We start from the raw sequence: 16,968 nt of genomic DNA, 5'->3' as shown, positions 1-16,968 counted from the left end.
GTAATTTCAGAAAAAGACAATCATACGCTTCTGGCTGGCCAGTGGTTAAGGCTGGGTATAAGGTGTAGTTGTGGTCGGGGAGAGACCGCTTGGCCTTTAGCCGGAGGCAGGGGTTCAGTTAGTATCTGGATAGCAGAGACTATGCCAACCCTAGATGGACCCTACGCGAACCCCTTCCGCTCCCTATTATAAGGCCCTTCTCTTCCCGAACACTTTCCGACCACTACCAGGGAAATTCCTGCAATTGTATTTACCTGAAATTACTTGTTGATTTGTCTGTTATTGAATTGTTGAAGAATGCGCTTAAACTGAAATTACTTGATGTTTTAACAATTGGGAAAAAGGAATGTTTTAATAGGGATGGACCTAGATATAAGCGCTTAGATCTTGTAGCTGGTATCTCTTTTCTCTTCAGAAAGCACCAGGAAACTTTGTACACTGCCTACATTTGGCAATTTTGACAACTGGCCGCGTAAAAAATCGTTGTAACCTTTCATATCAGGAGAGACGATTTTCAGGATAAAATCGAAATTACCAGTGATATAATAACACTCTCTCACATCTTCAAACTGTACCACTTCTTTTTGAAAAGCACTTAAAGCTTCTTCAGAATGGTCATTCATCTGGATATGTGTAAAGGAAATGATGCTATTGCTGCTTTTCTGCAGGTCTACCAAGGCAGTATAGCCTTTAATATAGCCGTTTTGCTCCAGCCATTTTACGCGCTCAAAAATCGGAGAAACACTTTTCCTTAATCTTCTCGCCAGTTCTTTATGCGTCATTCGGGCATCTTCCTGTAAAAGACGCAAAATTCCAAGATGGGTAGGATCTAGTTTAGACATTTTTCAGAAGATAGATTTCTAGCTTAGTGTAGATGTTTTGCAACGTAATTAAGGTCAAATATAGTATTATTTATTTTTTATGAAACATTTACGGTCTTTCTGCGAAAGGATAGTGTAAAACTTACCTTAACCCCTTAAAAAATAAGGAAGTAGGGAAATTAAATTTTGCAGCAGCCTAGCATTAGAATTGGTACCCAAAAATTGTATGGTATAAAGTAGTCAAAACAGAAAAATTTGCTGAATGTAAGTGGAAAATGAGATATCCGTTTTGACGTTCCGAACTTTGGAGCTATCAACCAGAACCTATAAAACAATGATCAAACATAATTTTGGTGCAGGACCATGTATTTTACCTGCTAAAGTTTTAGATCAGGCAGCAGATGCAGTTAGGAATTTTAATGGCATTGGCCTTAGTATTTTAGAGATCTCCCACCGTACTCCGGAGTTCGAAGCTGTCATCAATGAAACACAGGATTTAGTGAAAGAATTGTTGGGAGTACCTTTAGGTTACAGCATTATATTTTTGCAAGGCGGTGCCAGCACCCAGTTTTCTATGCTGGCGATGAATTTCCTGCAGCAGGATAAAAAAGCAGCTTACCTGGATACTGGATTCTTCTCTTTGAAAGCCATCAAAGAAGCTTTGTTCTTTGGACAGGTGGAGATCGTGGCTTCTTCCAAAGACAAAGACTATTACTATGTTCCTGCTGGCTACAAAATTCCAGCCGATGCCGCTTATTTTCATTATTGCTCCAACAATACGATTGAAGGAACAGAAGTATTCAGCGTGCCGGCCAGCAATATCCCGGTAATCTGCGATATGTCTTCTGATATCTTCAGCAGACCTATTGATGTCGCAGATTTTGACCTGATCTATGCAGGTGCACAGAAAAATATGGGCCCTGCTGGTATGACACTTGTCGTGATCAAGAATAGTTTACTGGAAAAAATTCAGCGTGAAGTACCTTCTATGTCTGACTACCAGATCTACATAGACAACAATTCTATGTTTAACACCCCTCCGGTATTTTCAATTTATGTAGCCATGTTGAATTTAAGGTGGCTAAAGGAAAAAGGAGGTATAGCACAGCAGGAAGTAGAAAACGTCGCCAAATCAGGATTGTTATATAAAGAAATAGATAGAAATACCTTGTTTTATGGCCTGGCAAATCCCGCAGACAGGTCAAGAATGAATGTGACTTTCAAAACAAAGCATCCTGCATTAGAGGCGGAATTCCTTGATTTTGCAAGCACAAAAGGTATCGTAGGGATCAAAGGATATCCTTCCGCAGGCGGTTTCAGAGTTTCTTTATACAATGCATTGCCTATATCGAGTGTGGAAGTACTCGTGAAAGCTATGCAGGATTTTGAAACTTACATCTTAAATAAGCAGGTATCATTAAAAAATGAAGTTACGGTATGAGACAGTTAAAGATTGCACCATCCATTACCAATCGGGACTCCGAATCTATTGATAAATACCTGACCGATATCGGAAGAATCGATCTGGTAAATGTAGAGGAAGAGTTGAATCTGGCCAGAAGAATTAAAAAAGGAGATAAAGCAGCCCTGGATAAACTGGTGAAAACCAATTTGCGCTTTGTTGTTTCTGTAGCCAAAAAATACCAGAATAGAGGTTTGCAGTTGGCTGACCTGATCAGCGAAGGCAACCTGGGTTTAATTAAAGCTGCGGAGCGGTTTGACGATACCAAAGGCTTCAAATTTATCTCTTTTGCCGTATGGTGGATTCGCCAGAGCATTATGCAGGCATTGGCCGATCAAAAGAGAATGATCCGCCTCCCAGGAAATCAGGTGTTGGGTATCATCAAAATTAATAAAGCATCAGATTTATTGGAGCAGAAGCTGGAACGCTTGCCTACTTATGAGGAAATTTCTCATGAAACAGAACTTTCTGCAGATAAGGTTTCCGATTATTTATCCAGTGCCCCTTTGTCTTTTTCGCTGGATATGACAACCAATGAAGAAAGTGGTTTTAGTCTGTTAGACAGTCTGGTCAATACGAATGTACCGAATACAGATGCACAAATGATGACAGAATCATTGAGCGAGGATTTACAGCGTACTTTAGGTGTACTTCCGGAAAGGGAAAAATGGATCATCACCTTGTTCTTTGGCCTGGATAATCATACCGCATTGACATTGGATGATATGGTGGAAGTTTTTAACCTGAGTAAGGAACGCATCAGACAATTAAAAGATAGGGCGCTGAAAACTTTAAGACAGCATTGCAGAACGCCATATTTAGCAGAATATTTTTAAATAATAAAAGGCGACGTTTGTACTCAGGTCGCCTTTATTTTTAATTTTTCGGATGCGATAGATCTAAACCCTGTTCTGGCTGGTATTTATCATATTCCATTTGCTTTGCAATGGCTTCAGCGGCGGCTTTACCTCTCAATTTTGCAACCAGATGCAATGCACCATCTATTCCAGCTGATATTCCTGCTGTAGTGATGACCCTGCCATTGTCCACATAGCGAACATTCTGAAGTACTTTAGCTTTTGGTACCGCTTTTTGAAGATTGGCGATGCTTTTATGAAAAGTGGTCACGGTCAGCTGATCCAGCAAGCCTGCTTTTCCAAGAATAAACGCGCCAGTGCAGACAGAAAAATAGCTTTTAGTACTGCTATCCCGCGATTTTATCCAGGAAATAACTTCAGGGTCGTCCGCTGCCACTTCATCTGAACCACCAAATACGGCGAAAATATCTGCTTGCGGAGCATCTTTAATGCTGTAATCCGGAATGATCTTAAGGATTCCCTGTGACAAAAGAGGACTTTTGGTTTTTGCAACAGTGATGACTTTGAAGCCTGCATAGGAAAATACCTCCATCGGCCCTGCAAAATCAAGCACTTCTACTCCATCATATAAATAAAAGCAAACCATTGTTTTTTTATCTTCCGACAACTGTTGCTTTTTCTCGACTAATGTCATTCCACAATGCTTACAAACACCGGGTTGCTGGTAAGTTGCCGAATCACATGGATGGTTGCAAGGCGGACAAACATAGGTATTTCCATATCCTTGCGTAAAGGCAAAACAAGGAATTAAAAGTATGAACAGTAATAATCGTTTCATCAGTATATTATTTAACTGTAAAATTAAGACAACTCAGCTCATAAATCAGGACAGTTATCATCACAATCCGGCCATTCGACCTTAGGTCAATGTTTTAATCGTTTGCTTCTTTGACAGATTTTCTCAATTGAGCAGTACTGCTATAGCCACATTCTTTCGCTATCCAGGCCATTTTGTGTTTGGTTTTTAGCAAATGTTTGGCTTTTTCCTGTCTTAGCAATTGGATATATTGCCCTATGGTGACTCCCGTGGCAGATTTGAATAAGCGTGTCAAACTTCTCGGACTGATAAAGATTAAATTGGCCAGTTCTTCTATGGTTATTTTATGGTGTAAATGCTTGGTGATATAATCTTGTACCTGATGTATATATTGGTTAATGTGTTGCCTATTTTGTAGATAGATGCTGTTTTGAGCATCTGCTCCATCTCTTCTTATGTAAACTACCATATCTTGTGCTACCAGACAGGCAAAAGCTACTCCATGCTGTTGTTCAATAAGATAAAGCGCAAGGTCGATGCCTGTCGCAATTCCCGCACTGGTGAAAATCCGGCCGCTTTGTACGAATAGCTTATTCTCGATGACCTTAATTAAAGGGTATCTTTTCTGTAGAGTTGTAGTCCATGCCCAATGAGTAGTGCAGTTTTGACCATTTAGCAGACCTGCTGCAGCAAGCGCAAAGGCTGCGGTGCAAACCGAAGCGACGATCGCAGCACTTTTAGCAGCCGCTTGTAACCAGGGGATCCAGAGCTGATCATCTGCCCTGTTCCATTTGTCAATTTCCATCCCAGCCACAATAACGATATCATTCTGATGAACGGTTACTGAACTGAGTGGCTCCACATTTGTAAATCCAAGACCAGAGGAGGTTTCCGGATGGTGATATGGCGACACATAACGCATGTCGTACTTTTTTCCACAGCAACCGGACTCATAGAAAACAGTTACTGCCCCTGCCAGATCCAGCAAATGAACGCTATCAAATAAGAAAAATATAACACGATTGGGCTTCATTTTTCAAAGTTAATAGTTAGGAGCTGAAAATACGAGCTGGCCTCAGGTTCAATCTATGATCTTTTGATGCTTATTTTTATTTAACTTCCTTTTGATCAATAATGTTAAGCCTGGTTTTCAGTACAGGAAAGTTCCTGGGCAAGCTTCAGAAGTTCCGTATCTGCTGGACGTTCATTTTGTAATGCGTTTAAATCATTAATACACGAGAAATTAGCATTTTATTGCATTATTATACGTCTTATCTTTGCTGCCTGACCTTGCTGTAACTTCCATTGGACTGTATTTAGGCTGTAGGTTTTTAACACATAAAATAATTTAGAAATGGAATACCAGACAGTTGTAAAGACATTCAGAGATTTGAGCCCTGATGAACTTTATAAAATTTTAAGACTTCGTAATGAAGTATTTGTGGTTGAGCAACAATGCAGCTATCAGGATGCCGATAACAAGGACCAGCATTGTAACCACCTGATGCTTTTAAAAAATGGAATTTTGGTAGCCTATGCAAGATTAGTTCCTGCTGGTCTGTCTTTTTCGGAGGTATCAATCGGCAGGGTTCTTACTGCTTCTGAAGTGCGGGGCACTGGGGCTGGTAAAATATTAATGCAGCTGGCTATTGAAAAATGTCATGAACTTTTTGGCGAGGTGGCCATTCGTATTGGCGCCCAAACTTATGCAAAGGATTTTTATGCGGCACTTGGTTTTAAGGAAACAGGGATAACGTATTTGGAGGACGATATACCTCATATGGAAATGGTTATAGATCCCAATTAAGGCAGACTTTTAAAATGGCATCACAACTTAATTGCGGGAGAAATGTAATGAGCCTGGGTGCTAAAGTTAAGGATAACTGATCATCACGGGTTTAATTTCTAATTCAACCCTTCTAAACAAAAAAAGACGACGTCTGGAGCAACGTCGCCTTAATTTAAGAGATAAATCTCTTGTACACCCAATAGGATTCGAACCTATGACCTACGGTTTAGAAAACCGTTGCTCTATCCAGCTGAGCTATGGATGCATATCCAAATTTTGGAGTCGCAAAGGTATAAGTAAAAATGGACATCTACAACAGTTTGCAGAAACAAATAATTAAAGGAAAACCAGACCTATTTGCCTTTGGTTTTTTCTTTTAAAGCCGATAGGTCTTTTAGTTCTACTTTTCGGAAGTCAATAGGCTGTCCTTCACTTTGTAAGGCGATGTAGCCACTGCTCAATAACTTGCCGTCAATTTTGATTTTAGGATCATAGTTATTGGCAGTTCCACCACCGATTTGTGGTTTGGAATATTGAAGTACGGTATCGCCATTGATGATATGAGTGATCAGGGAATCTCCCAAAACAATCAATTCTGCACGAACCCATTGGTCGCCATGATAAGTTTTTGAAGTCGAGTTGAGACAGTGGGATGCGGCGATTTTGCCCTGATACACTACATTAGTACCTGGTGAACACATATTTCCTGTAGGTCTGGGTTTGCCGTCACCCAAGCCTCCTAAAAACTGCATCTCTACAGAAATCGGCCAATCTTGTTCTTTAGGCATTGTTCTTGGATCCTGGGAATGAAACATCACTCCGCTGTTTCTTAACGTATAGTCAGGAGCGCCTTTTTGGTGTTCACCTACAAAACGATATTCTACTACCAGATGGTAATACGAGTAAGGTACTTTATAATATAAATGGCCAAACTGGTCGTTGAAATCACCATACTGGTCGTATCTTACTTTAACCATGCCATCTTCCACGCGAAAGGTATTGCCATAATTTTCCCCAACTTCATGATGAGCAATCTTCACAAACCAATCGTCAATATTCTTTTTGTTAAAAAGTGAGATCCAGCCTTTTTTATTAGGGAATGGTGCGAGGGTGTTCTGGCTTAGCGTATCTGAAATTTGTGGATTTTTTTTCGTGGATAAAGTTTGCTGTTTTATCGGAAAGTCTGCAGTTGGTTTCTTTATGGTATTAAAGCTCAGAAAAAGCCCCGCGCAAGCGATGGGAACAAGGAAGAATTTTCTCATAATTTGGTTCAGGTTGGTGTGTGGTTGAAGCCAAAATACAAAAAAAAGAGGATATCCATATCTGGATATCCCCTTAGGCTATAGTTCTTAACGAGGTGGTTAAGACTTATTTTTGTTTTGCTACAGGTTTAACAGCTGCTTTAGTCATAGGTGCTGCAGTAGTTTTAGCTGCAGTTACTGGTGCTGTTTTAGTTACTTCAGTTTTTGTTGCTACCGCTTTAGCGTGTGCTTTGTGAGCTACTGGTTTTGCAGTTGCAGCAGGAGTTTGTGCGAATGCGCCGAAAGTTGTTGCAACTAATGCAAGCGCTAAAATTGTTCTTTTCATGTTTTTAATTGTTTTATGTGATTTGTTAGATCAAAGTTGCTCATCAAACATGAAGATTTTATGAAGATTGATCAGGTATGGTTATTTTTTTTGAAAGATTAAAATTACCCGGGTTCCTTTACCGATTTCCGACTCAATTTCGAGGTCTAGTTCATGGAAAATAGCAATACTTTTCACAATGGAAAGCCCCAGGCCGTAACTGTCTTCTTTTTCGGATTGGAATTTTTCAAAGCGTTGAAACGCATGTGAAACCTGGTTTACGGCCATTCCCTGACCGGTATCTTCAATAATCAGTGCATATTTATCCTCTATAAAAGTGTCAGAAATATGAACACTGCCGGAGGGAAGGTTGTATTTAATTGCATTGTTTACAATATTCATTAATAAGGTATGGAATAAAGAACGATTCCCTTTAAAAATGTAATCTTCGGATAAATTGATGGTAAAAGTTAAATCCATCATTGCCAGTCGATGTTCTAATTCTTCATAAACTTCATGAATCATTTCTTTCAGGACGATCGAATCTGGTTTTTTATACTGGTTGTTTTCTACTTTCGAGATGAGCAGGAGGCTATTGATAATTGATTTGAGGCGGTTGAGTGTTTTTAAGCAGGCAAAAATCTTATTCTCTCCTTCTACACTTAACTTTTCATCATTCAGCACATTTTCCAATCGGGTATTTAAAATGGAGATGGGGGTTAACAGCTCATGAGAAACATTGGCAATGAATTCTTTCTCGGTCAGGAAAAGATCAGTGATTTTATTCATCAAGCTGCTGATACTTTGATCCAGGATCCTGAAATCTTCTGTAGTCGTCTTTACGGGTTCATAATTGAAGCTGATCGGATCATTTACTTTGTTGAGTTTCTGATCAATGATCTGATAGAATGGGGCCAATAAAAACTTACTGAAAGCAAGGTCGGTGAGGAGGGTTAGGATTACTGCGGCGAGTAAGATTAAGAAGGTAAAGACGGAAATCGTGTTTTCCAATTGTCCTACCGTCGACATCGTTTCTCCAAGTTCCAGCAGGTATCTTTTGCCGCGGTATTCAAATTCGGCGCTCAGGATCTCATATTCTTCCTGACTGCCTTCAATTTCCCGGGTCTCCCGACTAAAATATTGCTTTAATTTTTGCTTGCGGTTGTTTTTTACCTCTTTCAGAATGATGTATTCCTCTTTGAGTAAGTTGTAATCTGTAAAAGTCTTTTGCTGTGTCAGCAAATCATTGATCGCAGTACTGGAAAGGTTAGTCACCAGTTTATTCTTTTTCTGAATCAGTCGCTGGTGAATGTGGTTCACCGAAATCCTGTTGATAGAAACCAGGATGAAAATTCCCATCAGGGTGATGATGGCCACCTTAGTGAGGGTATTGTATAACGCAAGCTTGAGTTGCAGTTTCATCTTTAAGGCAGTTTTTACAGGTCTTTATGAATATTCAAAAGTATTTACAGGTTGGAATTTATCCGGTAACCGATACTTCTTACCGTTTCAAACCAGTCAATTGGCGCATGTGCAGACAGCTTTTTCCTTAAATTTTTAACATGAACATCCACAAAATTCGAGTCCGAGTTGATCTCCAGAATATCACCCCATACATGTTCTGTCAGGTTGATCCTCGAAATCACTCTGTTTTTATTCAATACCAGGTAATTGAAAATCTCAAACTCCTTTCCAGTCAGGTTGATTTTTTGTCCTTCAAAACTGAGCTTATGGTTTTTAATGTCTAAGATAAAATGATGGATATTCACCTCATTCATTTCCAGTTTATGTTTCCTTCGGATGATGGCATGCATTCTGGCCAGTAGCTCCGTTAAGGAAAAGGGCTTTGGCAGGTAATCATCTGCTCCAGATTCCAGGCCTTTCACCCGGTCTTCCACATCGCCTCTGGCAGTCAGGATAATCACTGCATCCTCCCGGTCTTTTAATTGTTTAAACTGATGAAGCAATTCAAAACCATCGCCGTCAGGAAGGCCAAGATCCAGCAGAATAAAGTCGTATGTATTCACAAATATTTTTTCTGCTGCGGAGGATTTCTTCCAGGCATGCTCTATCGTATAACCTTCTTTTCCCAGAAATGTGGCCATTTCCAGTGCCAGGTTTTTTTCGTCTTCCACAATCAGGATATTCATAAGGCCAATATTACATAAAAAAACAATTAATATTCTGGATTTGATCGTAGTAAAAAACAACCAAATCTGGTGCTGAATCAGCTGGATTATAATTTTAAATATCCTGAAACAATATTGATACATAGGTTGTTGTCAAATCATAAACCTCTACAATATCAGCAGGATTAATTAACGTTTTATGATAAACACCACGATAATATCCCTTGAGAAGTTCTCTTCATCTGGTTAAATCAATAGCATCAAATGAACAATGTGTATCGGTAGGCGACGGCGATAAAAAAGATTAAAAAGGGGAACTGGTATTCATTTTTTAGAAAGGAACACAAACTATGATGATTTTATAAATACTTCATTTCCTACCTTATGAAACTACACAAATCGATCTTAACGTTTCTCTTGATCCTGCCGGTTACCTGGTGCTCGGTTGCTTTTGGACAAACGGAACAGAACACCAAAGAACTTAAAAACGTAACACTTCCTGACTTGATTGCTTATGCACTGCTGAATAAACCTGGAGTGAAACAATCATTAATAGATGAAGAAATAGGGGAACGTGATATCAAATCAGCGCTTTCAGGTTGGTTCCCTCAGATCAATGGAACAGCCACTTATAACAATAACCTGAAACAGCAAGTCCAGCAGCTGACGATGAATGGGGAAACCTCCTTGTTGACGTTTGGTTCCAAAAACACTTCCGCATTTACGTTGCAAGCCGATCAGAAATTTCTGGATGCAGGCTTAATTCAGGCTTCTAAAGCTGCCAAATACTATAGACAGCAGTACTTGCAAAATACAGAAAATACGAAAATCAATACCGTAGTGAGTGTAAGTAAGGCTTATTTTGATGTGCTCACCAGTATAGAACAAATTAAGATCATTAATGAAAACAATGCGAGATTAGAAAAACAACTCAAAGATTCAAAAGCACAGTATGATTTTGGACTCGTTGATAAAACCGATTATCAGCGTGCACAGATCAGTCTCAGTAATTCCAGAGCGGATAAAAAGCGGGCAGAGGAACTGATCAAATACAAATATGCCTACCTTAAAGAGTTGGTTGGTTATAATAGTGAAAAGGAATTCAGTCTGAATTTTGATGCAGTAAAGATGGAAAACCAAATTCTGATCGATACCAATCAAAGAGAAACTTATGAGAATAGGGTGGAATACCGCTTACTGCAAACGCAAAAGCAATTGCAGCACCTGAATACCAGTTATAATAAATGGGCTTTCTTACCCAATATCTCCGGATTTATCAATTATAACTGGAATTACCTGAATAACAATTTCAGCAACCTCTATGATAAGAATTATCCAAGTTCATTGTTTGGGTTATCATTGAAGCTGCCGATCTTCCAGGGTACAAAAAGGATTCAGGAACTCAGGAAGTCGCAGCTGCAGGAGCAAAGGATAGACCTCGACCTGGTCAATACCAAAAATCAAATCAAGACGCAATATGAGCAGGCCATGGCCACTTATAAGGCCAATTTGAACGATTGGAAAACAGCGGGTGCAAATGTGGAAATTTCGCGGCAGGTTTACCAAACCATCAAATTGCAATACGATGAAGGCATAAAAGCCTATCTGGATCTGATGACTTCGGAAACAGACCTGCGTACCGCACAACTCAATTATTTAAACTCTCTGTATAGTCTGCTTTCTTCCAGACTGGACGTAGAACAAGCATTAGGCACAATTACCGTAAACCAATAAGTACTCAAATGAAGACGATTAATCACGTAAAACTAGGCATTGTTATTTTGGGGTCCATTTCTTTAGCATCATGCGGTAATGGAAATAAAGCTGCACAGCAGCAGGGTGGTCCACCTCCGGCAACTCCCGTATCTGTTTATAAGGTAGCTGCTCAGCCGGTTACTACCGTGGATTCCTATCCAGGGGTAGTAGTGGCTTTAGATGAAGTCGAAATCCGTGCACAAGTGGGTGGTTTTGTGACCGCCATCTTTGTAAAGGATGGACAGAAAGTAACCAGGGGTCAGAAGCTCTATGAAATTGACCGCACAAAGTACCTGGCTGCCTACAATTCTGCTAAAGCAAATGTGCAGATGGCACAGGCCAATCGTGATAAGGCTAAAAAAGACGCAGATCGCTATAAAAACCTAGCCGCTCAGGATGCAATCGCTAAACAGCGGGTTGATTATGCGCTAACGGATCTGGCCAATGCTGAATCGCAGGTCGCTGCAGCAAAAGCAACGCTTTCTTCTGCAAATAATGACCTTCAAAATGCAGTGATTGTATCTCCATTAACCGGAACAATAGGTATTTCCCAAGTGAAACCAGGTGCGTTGGTAACGGCAGGCTCTACGCTTTTAAATACGGTTTCAACCGGAAATCCGATTGCGGTAGATATCACCGTAAACCAGGCAGATATTCCGCATTTCCAGAAACTGAAAAGTAATCCGGCGGCGGTCAAAGATTCTCTTTTTACCGTCCAGCTGCAAGATGGCAGTTTGTATAAACGTCAGGGTAAAATTATTACCATAGACCGTGCAGTAGATCCGGCCACAGGAACGATCAAGGTGAGGATCAGTTATCCGAATGAATCTGGAAAGCTGATTGCCGGGATGACGGTGAATATGAAAGTATTGAATAAATCTGAAGACAACGAATTGGTGATTCCATATAAATCGGTGATAGAGCAATTGGGCTCATTTAATGTGTATGTAGTGGCCGATAGTAACAAGGCAGAACAACGCATCATCCAGCTGGGAAAACAATTTGATAAAAATGTAGTCGTGAAAGATGGATTGAAAGCGGGCGAATTGATTGTTTCAGATGGTGCACAAAATGTAAGGCCTGGTGCCGTGGTAAAATTTTAAAAGAATTTCAAGCTTATGATCTCAGAAGTATTTATCAGGCGCCCGGTCACGGCCATCGTCATCTCCATTTTAATTGTACTGATTGGAACTATTGTCATCACTACCTTGCCCATCAGTCAGTACCCAAGTATTGCGCCGCCAACGGTTACTGTTTCTGCAGCTTATACCGGGGCTGATGCGCAGACCGTGGAGCAAACAGTGACTACTCCCATAGAAAGTCAGATCAATGGTACCCCGGGTATGAAATATTTATCATCCAACAGTACCTCCGATGGACGCTCTTCGATTACCGTCACCTTTGATGTAGGTACAAATATTGACATCGCCGCCCTGGATGTACAAAATAGGGTAGGTATTGCAGAACCCTCCTTGCCAGAGGCCGTGACCCGTTTAGGAGTGACCACGAAAAAAGCCAACAATGATATTTTGATGGTGGTTGGTTTGTATTCTCCGAACGGAACTTATGATGACAAATTTATTTCCAATTATATCAATCTGTATGTAAAAGACGCATTATTGCGGGTGAAAGGGGTAGGAGATGTACAGGCTTTTGGTCAGCCATTTAGTATGCGGATCTGGCTGGATGCAAATAAACTGGCCAATTATGGTTTAACACCAGCAGCAGTTTCTACTGCGGTACAGGAGCAAAATACGAGGATTCCAGGGGGGAGTGTGGGTGCACCTCCACAAGCAAACCACCAGACATTTGAGTTTTCTGTGATTCTGGATGGCGACCTGAATACTGTAGATCAGTTTAATAATATAGTGATCAAAACAGGTGCAGATGGTTCCGTTGTTTTTCTGAAAGATGTAGCAAGAGTGGAGTTAGGTGCCTTTAGTTATGCCAATAGCTCTAAAGTAAATGGAAAAGTGGCCTCCCTGATGATGATCAACCAGACGCCGGGAGGGAATGCGGTACAAACCGCAGATGGGATTCAAAAAGCTTTGGATCAATTGAAAAAGTCTTTTCCAAAGGACCTGGATTATACGGTTCCTTATGAAACTGTTACCGTCGTAAAGGTGTCGATCAGTGAGGTAGTGAGTACCTTAATTGAGGCCCTGGTACTGGTAACATTGGTGGTATTCTTCTTCCTGCAAAGCTGGAGAGCAACCCTGATTCCCGTACTGGCCATCCCCGTTTCCATCATTGGTACGTTTATCTTCTTTACTTTCTTTGGTTTCTCCATCAATACCCTGACGATGTTTGGTTTTGTACTCGCGATCGGGATTGTGGTGGATGATGCGATTGTGGTGGTAGAGGCAGTACAGCATTATATGGACCATGATGGTTTATCAGCTCCAGATGCAACACGCAGGGCGATGAACGACATCACTGCGCCGGTAATTGCCATTGCCCTGATTTTAGCTGCGGTATTTATTCCAGTAGGATTCATTCCGGGAATGGTTGGACAGCTGTATCAGCAGTTTGCAATTACCATTGCCGTTTCTGTATTGATTTCTGCTTTTATTGCACTTTCTCTAACGCCGGCATTGTGTTCTCTTTTGTTAGTTCCAATGAATTTAACAGCAGATTCCAAAGGGCTGAATAAGTTCTTCTACAAGTTTAACAGGTGGTTTGCTGGTGTAACCCATAATTATTCTATGGGGGTTAAAAAGGCCTTAAAGTCAATTCCTCTGGTACTGATCATCCTGCTTTGTATTTACCTGGGAACGGGTGGTTTATTTGTTAAAAAGCCAACAGGTTTCATCCCTTCTGAGGATGCCGGGATTTTCTTAATCGGGGCAAGTTTGCCCGAAGGTGCTTCTTCCGTACGTACAGATGCATTTATCAAAAGAATCACAGATAGTATCCGCAAAAATAATCCTGAAGTAGACAACATTACTTCCATCAGTGGAATCAATATCCTGAACAGGTCTTTCAAATCGAATGCAGGTACTTTCTTTGTGCAGCTTAAAAATTGGGACCTTCGTAAAAGGGATGTGAATGCAATTATGGCCAGCGTAACGAAAAGTTTTGCCGGTGATAAGGATGGAAGTGTTCTGGTGGTCTCGCCGCCGGCAATTCCAGGATTGGGAATCAGTGGTGGTTTCAGCTTACAGATTCAGGAGAAACAGAGTGGAGACATCAAAGAGTTTGAAGCCAATGTGGGGAAATTCCTCGCAGCAGCAAATCAGCGACCTGAAATTGGAATGGCTTATACGCTGTTCAACTCCAGAACACCAAACTATAAAATACATGTAGATCGGGATCTGGCGAAAAAGATGGGGGTTTCTATTGGCGCCGTGTACAGTACTATTTCCACCTATCTGGGCAGCAGTTACATCAATGATTTTACGAAATATGGCAGGAACTTCCGCGTAGTGAGTCAGGCCGACACCAATTATAGAGCAAATATTGACAACCTGAAACACCTTCGGGTGATGAATGCACAGGGCGTTTCCGTGCCACTGAGTTCTTTGGTGAGTTATAAGGTGATAGAAAATGCCTCTATTATCAATCACTACAACCTTTTCCGGTCTATAGAGATTGGTGGCGCCGCAAAACCAGGCAGCAGTTCCGGTGATGCCCTGAAAGCTTTACAAGAAGTAGCCGCTCAAACTTTACCCGCCAATTATGCTTATGATTTCTCTGGTTTGAGTTTAGAGGAAACGGAAGCAGGAAACAGTACCACGCTAATCTTTTCATTGATTATCGTATTCGTGTTTCTTTTACTGGCCGCCTTGTATGAAAGCTGGTCCGTTCCGTTCTCTATTTTACTCTCCGTACCGCTAGGTTTATTTGGGGCAATTCTCGCTTTAAGCTTCCTGCCGAAATTAGACAACAACATTTATGCGCAGGTAGGATTGATTACCCTGATCGGTTTATCCGCTAAAAATGCGATTTTGATTGTGGAGTTTGCCAAGGAAAGGGTAGACTGGGGGATGGAGCTCATTGCGGCAACAATTGAGGCCGTGAGGTTAAGGCTCAGACCGATTATTATGACCTCGCTTGCCTTTGTACTGGGGGTAATTCCTTTGATCATCTCTACCGGAGCAGGTTCTGTTTCTCGTCAGACGATTGGATGGACAGTAGCTGCGGGGATGTTGTCAGCTACAATATTGGCGCTGTTTATTGTGCCAGTATTGTTTGTATTGATTACTAAACTTGCTTATGGTAAAAAGAAACTGGCCGAATTACAAGCCAGTTATAAACCGGAAGACCATAAAAACACTTTACATGCAGAGGATGATTAACTCCTTAATTTTTACAGGCCTATCAGGATTTCCTATTTTATAAAAACGCCCCCGAAAAGTTAATACTTTAAGGGGGCGTTTTATGATCAAGCTTTAGCGGGAATTATTTCCAGCCTCCACCCAATGCTCTGTATAAATTAACTACAGATTGTAGTTTTTGTAACCTGTCATTTACACCGCTCAGCTGTGCTGCAAGCAAACTTTGTTCTGAAGTCAGGACATCTGTATAGTTAGTAGCAGAGCTATATCTCAATAATTCCTGGGTATAATCTACTGCTTTTTGTAGGGCCGCAATTTGTTTTGCACGCGCTTCTTCTTTTTCTACTGCTGTTTGGTAAGTGTATAAAGCATCCGATACTTCGCGACCTGCTACCAGTAATGTTTTCTGGAAGCTGTTTACTGCTTGCTCCTGAACGGATTTTGCAGTAGTTAATCTGGCTTTATTTAAACCTTTGTTAAAGATCGGCTGTGTTAATCCACCCAGCAAATTGTAAAATACCGACTTGTCAAAAAAGTCTTTAAGATCCAGACTTGACAAACCACCTGTCGCCGTAATGGTGAAGGAAGGGTAGAAATAAGTACGGGCCAGATTGGTGTTCTCAAATGCGCTTCTGAAAGCAAATTCTGCAGCTTGTACATCTGGTCTGTTTTCAAGTAATTGCGTAGGAACACCGATTTTTAAATCGCTGGTAGGATTCTGATTTTGCAGTTTACCACGGTTAATAGGTCCTGGAGCCCTCGCTAATAGGATATTTAACGCGTTCTCCGTCTCTCTGATGGTTCTCTTCAAATCTGGAATCGTTACTTCTGTTGCATATCTGCTGGCTTCACTTTGAACTACCGCAGCGCCATTTACAACTGCACCTTCTTTCAAAGCTTTCATCGTTTCTACACCTGTAATTCTGCTTTTCAAAGTCTGCTGCGTAATTTCCAGCTGACTGTCTAATGCAAGTAGTGTATAGTAATTGGTCGCGATATCAGCAATCAGCTGAGTTTGTACGGCTCTTTTTGCAGCATCTGTTTGGAAGTAAGTCGCTAAGGCAGCTCTTTTCGAACTGCTCAGCTTACCCCAGATATCGGCTTCCCAACTGGTGCTCAGCTGCGCTTTGAAAGAATTGGTCAGCGTATTGATATTGATGCCCGGAGGAAAGTTCAATCCAGCTTGTGACTGCTTATTCCTTGATGCGTTCACATCAGCGGTTAGCGTAGGGAAAAAGGCTGCTTTACTTTGCTGTAAAGTGGCTTTCGACTGTACAATATTTTGAACCGCATTTTTCAAGTCCAGATTTTGATCCAGGCCTTCCTGAATTAAACCAGCCAATTGCGGATCAGCAAACACCGTTTGCCATGGCGTATTCGCCATGGTGGTGCTGTCTGTTGACGTTTGCTCACGAAATAATCCCATCGTTTTTAACTGCGGACTTTCGTAAGGTTTAGTCACCCTGCAAGAGGCAAAAACGGTAACCGCCAATGCAAGGGTGAACATCTGTTTTTTATAGGATAAAATCATTGT

14 protein-coding genes and 1 tRNA gene are annotated in these 16,968 nt (G+C 41.0%); 6 read left to right on the top strand and 9 right to left on the bottom strand.

The window, feature by feature from the left end:
- Positions 1–380: 380 nt before the first annotated feature.
- Entirely contained in the window at positions 381–842 is a 462-nt protein-coding gene (locus AQ505_RS21840) for an Lrp/AsnC family transcriptional regulator (protein ID WP_062550140.1), read from the bottom strand.
- Between the two features lie 316 nt (positions 843–1,158).
- Here AQ505_RS21840 and serC point away from each other — a divergent pair, with 316 nt between their 5' ends.
- Together serC and AQ505_RS21830 are read left to right on the top strand one after the other, a co-directional pair.
- Positions 1,159–2,262, top strand: a complete 1,104-nt coding sequence (serC, locus tag AQ505_RS21835; RefSeq protein ID WP_062551155.1) for a 3-phosphoserine/phosphohydroxythreonine transaminase — start codon at positions 1,159–1,161, stop codon at positions 2,260–2,262.
- A complete protein-coding gene (locus AQ505_RS21830) occupies positions 2,259–3,119 on the top strand; it encodes a sigma-70 family RNA polymerase sigma factor (protein ID WP_062550139.1) in 861 nt (286 codons plus the stop codon). The genes serC and AQ505_RS21830 overlap by 4 nt, the downstream gene beginning before the upstream one ends.
- Before the next feature lie 40 nt (positions 3,120–3,159).
- Here the strand turns inward: AQ505_RS21830 and AQ505_RS21825 are convergent, their stop codons facing one another.
- Together AQ505_RS21825 and AQ505_RS21820 are read right to left on the bottom strand one after the other, a co-directional pair.
- Complete coding sequence (locus tag AQ505_RS21825) at positions 3,160–3,939, bottom strand: DJ-1/PfpI family protein (protein ID WP_082461678.1); 780 nt, start codon at positions 3,937–3,939, stop codon at positions 3,160–3,162.
- Between the two features lie 94 nt (positions 3,940–4,033).
- Positions 4,034–4,951: a GlxA family transcriptional regulator gene (locus tag AQ505_RS21820; protein ID WP_062550137.1), complete on the bottom strand. Its 918-nt coding sequence runs from the start codon at positions 4,949–4,951 to the stop codon at positions 4,034–4,036.
- Between the two features lie 321 nt (positions 4,952–5,272).
- Here AQ505_RS21820 and AQ505_RS21815 point away from each other — a divergent pair, with 321 nt between their 5' ends.
- Positions 5,273–5,725 carry a GNAT family N-acetyltransferase gene (locus AQ505_RS21815; protein WP_062550136.1) on the top strand — a complete coding sequence of 151 codons (453 nt, stop codon included), beginning with the start codon at positions 5,273–5,275 and terminating at the stop codon, positions 5,723–5,725.
- A gap of 173 nt (positions 5,726–5,898) precedes the next feature.
- Here AQ505_RS21815 and AQ505_RS21810 read toward each other — a convergent pair.
- From AQ505_RS21810 to AQ505_RS21790, 5 genes are all read right to left on the bottom strand, one after another.
- Positions 5,899–5,972 (bottom strand) — tRNA-Arg (locus AQ505_RS21810).
- Between the two features lie 88 nt (positions 5,973–6,060).
- Positions 6,061–6,969: a 3-keto-disaccharide hydrolase gene (locus AQ505_RS21805; RefSeq protein ID WP_082461677.1), complete on the bottom strand. Its 909-nt coding sequence runs from the start codon at positions 6,967–6,969 to the stop codon at positions 6,061–6,063.
- A 106-nt stretch (positions 6,970–7,075) separates the two neighbouring features.
- Positions 7,076–7,294: a hypothetical protein gene (locus tag AQ505_RS21800; protein WP_062550135.1), complete on the bottom strand. Its 219-nt coding sequence runs from the start codon at positions 7,292–7,294 to the stop codon at positions 7,076–7,078.
- Positions 7,295–7,375: 81 nt separating this feature from the next.
- A complete protein-coding gene (locus AQ505_RS21795; protein WP_062550134.1) occupies positions 7,376–8,695 on the bottom strand; it encodes a sensor histidine kinase in 1,320 nt (439 codons plus the stop codon).
- 44 nt (positions 8,696–8,739) lie between these two features.
- Positions 8,740–9,423: a response regulator transcription factor gene (locus AQ505_RS21790; protein ID WP_062551153.1), complete on the bottom strand. Its 684-nt coding sequence runs from the start codon at positions 9,421–9,423 to the stop codon at positions 8,740–8,742.
- A 363-nt stretch (positions 9,424–9,786) separates the two neighbouring features.
- Here AQ505_RS21790 and AQ505_RS21785 point away from each other — a divergent pair, with 363 nt between their 5' ends.
- Genes AQ505_RS21785 through AQ505_RS21775 form a run of 3 tightly spaced genes read left to right on the top strand, consistent with a single transcriptional unit; the run spans position 9,787 to position 15,455 of the window.
- Positions 9,787–11,136 carry a TolC family protein gene (locus AQ505_RS21785; protein WP_062550133.1) on the top strand — a complete coding sequence of 450 codons (1,350 nt, stop codon included), beginning with the start codon at positions 9,787–9,789 and terminating at the stop codon, positions 11,134–11,136.
- Between the two features lie 8 nt (positions 11,137–11,144).
- Positions 11,145–12,260: an efflux RND transporter periplasmic adaptor subunit gene (locus tag AQ505_RS21780; RefSeq protein ID WP_062550132.1), complete on the top strand. Its 1,116-nt coding sequence runs from the start codon at positions 11,145–11,147 to the stop codon at positions 12,258–12,260.
- Positions 12,261–12,275: 15 nt separating this feature from the next.
- Positions 12,276–15,455, top strand: coding sequence for an efflux RND transporter permease subunit (locus tag AQ505_RS21775; RefSeq protein WP_062550131.1), 3,180 nt, complete (start codon positions 12,276–12,278; stop codon positions 15,453–15,455).
- Positions 15,456–15,558: 103 nt separating this feature from the next.
- Here AQ505_RS21775 and AQ505_RS21770 read toward each other — a convergent pair whose 3' ends face one another.
- Positions 15,559–16,965 carry an efflux transporter outer membrane subunit gene (locus AQ505_RS21770; protein ID WP_062550130.1) on the bottom strand — a complete coding sequence of 469 codons (1,407 nt, stop codon included), beginning with the start codon at positions 16,963–16,965 and terminating at the stop codon, positions 15,559–15,561.
- Positions 16,966–16,968: the final 3 nt, after the last annotated feature.

Source organism: Pedobacter sp. PACM 27299, from assembly GCF_001412655.1.
Classification (GTDB): Bacteria; Bacteroidota; Bacteroidia; order Sphingobacteriales; family Sphingobacteriaceae; genus Pedobacter.
This window is presented reverse-complemented; position numbering and strand designations above follow the sequence as displayed.

What these genes read in the sequence shown, in the direction of transcription:
- AQ505_RS21795 (WP_062550134.1), bottom strand. Translation starts at nt 8,695, where the DNA reads ATGAAACTGCAACTCAAGCTTGCGTTATACAATACCCTCACTAAGGTG.
- AQ505_RS21830 (WP_062550139.1), top strand. Translation starts at nt 2,259, where the DNA reads ATGAGACAGTTAAAGATTGCACCATCCATTACCAATCGGGACTCCGAA.
- AQ505_RS21840 (WP_062550140.1), bottom strand. Translation starts at nt 842, where the DNA reads ATGTCTAAACTAGATCCTACCCATCTTGGAATTTTGCGTCTTTTACAG.
- AQ505_RS21785 (WP_062550133.1), top strand. Translation starts at nt 9,787, where the DNA reads ATGAAACTACACAAATCGATCTTAACGTTTCTCTTGATCCTGCCGGTT.
- AQ505_RS21805 (WP_082461677.1), bottom strand. Translation starts at nt 6,969, where the DNA reads ATGAGAAAATTCTTCCTTGTTCCCATCGCTTGCGCGGGGCTTTTTCTG.
- AQ505_RS21770 (WP_062550130.1), bottom strand. Translation starts at nt 16,965, where the DNA reads ATGATTTTATCCTATAAAAAACAGATGTTCACCCTTGCATTGGCGGTT.
- AQ505_RS21820 (WP_062550137.1), bottom strand. Translation starts at nt 4,951, where the DNA reads ATGAAGCCCAATCGTGTTATATTTTTCTTATTTGATAGCGTTCATTTG.
- AQ505_RS21825 (WP_082461678.1), bottom strand. Translation starts at nt 3,939, where the DNA reads ATGAAACGATTATTACTGTTCATACTTTTAATTCCTTGTTTTGCCTTT.
- AQ505_RS21780 (WP_062550132.1), top strand. Translation starts at nt 11,145, where the DNA reads ATGAAGACGATTAATCACGTAAAACTAGGCATTGTTATTTTGGGGTCC.
- AQ505_RS21790 (WP_062551153.1), bottom strand. Translation starts at nt 9,423, where the DNA reads ATGAATATCCTGATTGTGGAAGACGAAAAAAACCTGGCACTGGAAATG.
- AQ505_RS21775 (WP_062550131.1), top strand. Translation starts at nt 12,276, where the DNA reads ATGATCTCAGAAGTATTTATCAGGCGCCCGGTCACGGCCATCGTCATC.
- AQ505_RS21815 (WP_062550136.1), top strand. Translation starts at nt 5,273, where the DNA reads ATGGAATACCAGACAGTTGTAAAGACATTCAGAGATTTGAGCCCTGAT.
- AQ505_RS21800 (WP_062550135.1), bottom strand. Translation starts at nt 7,294, where the DNA reads ATGAAAAGAACAATTTTAGCGCTTGCATTAGTTGCAACAACTTTCGGC.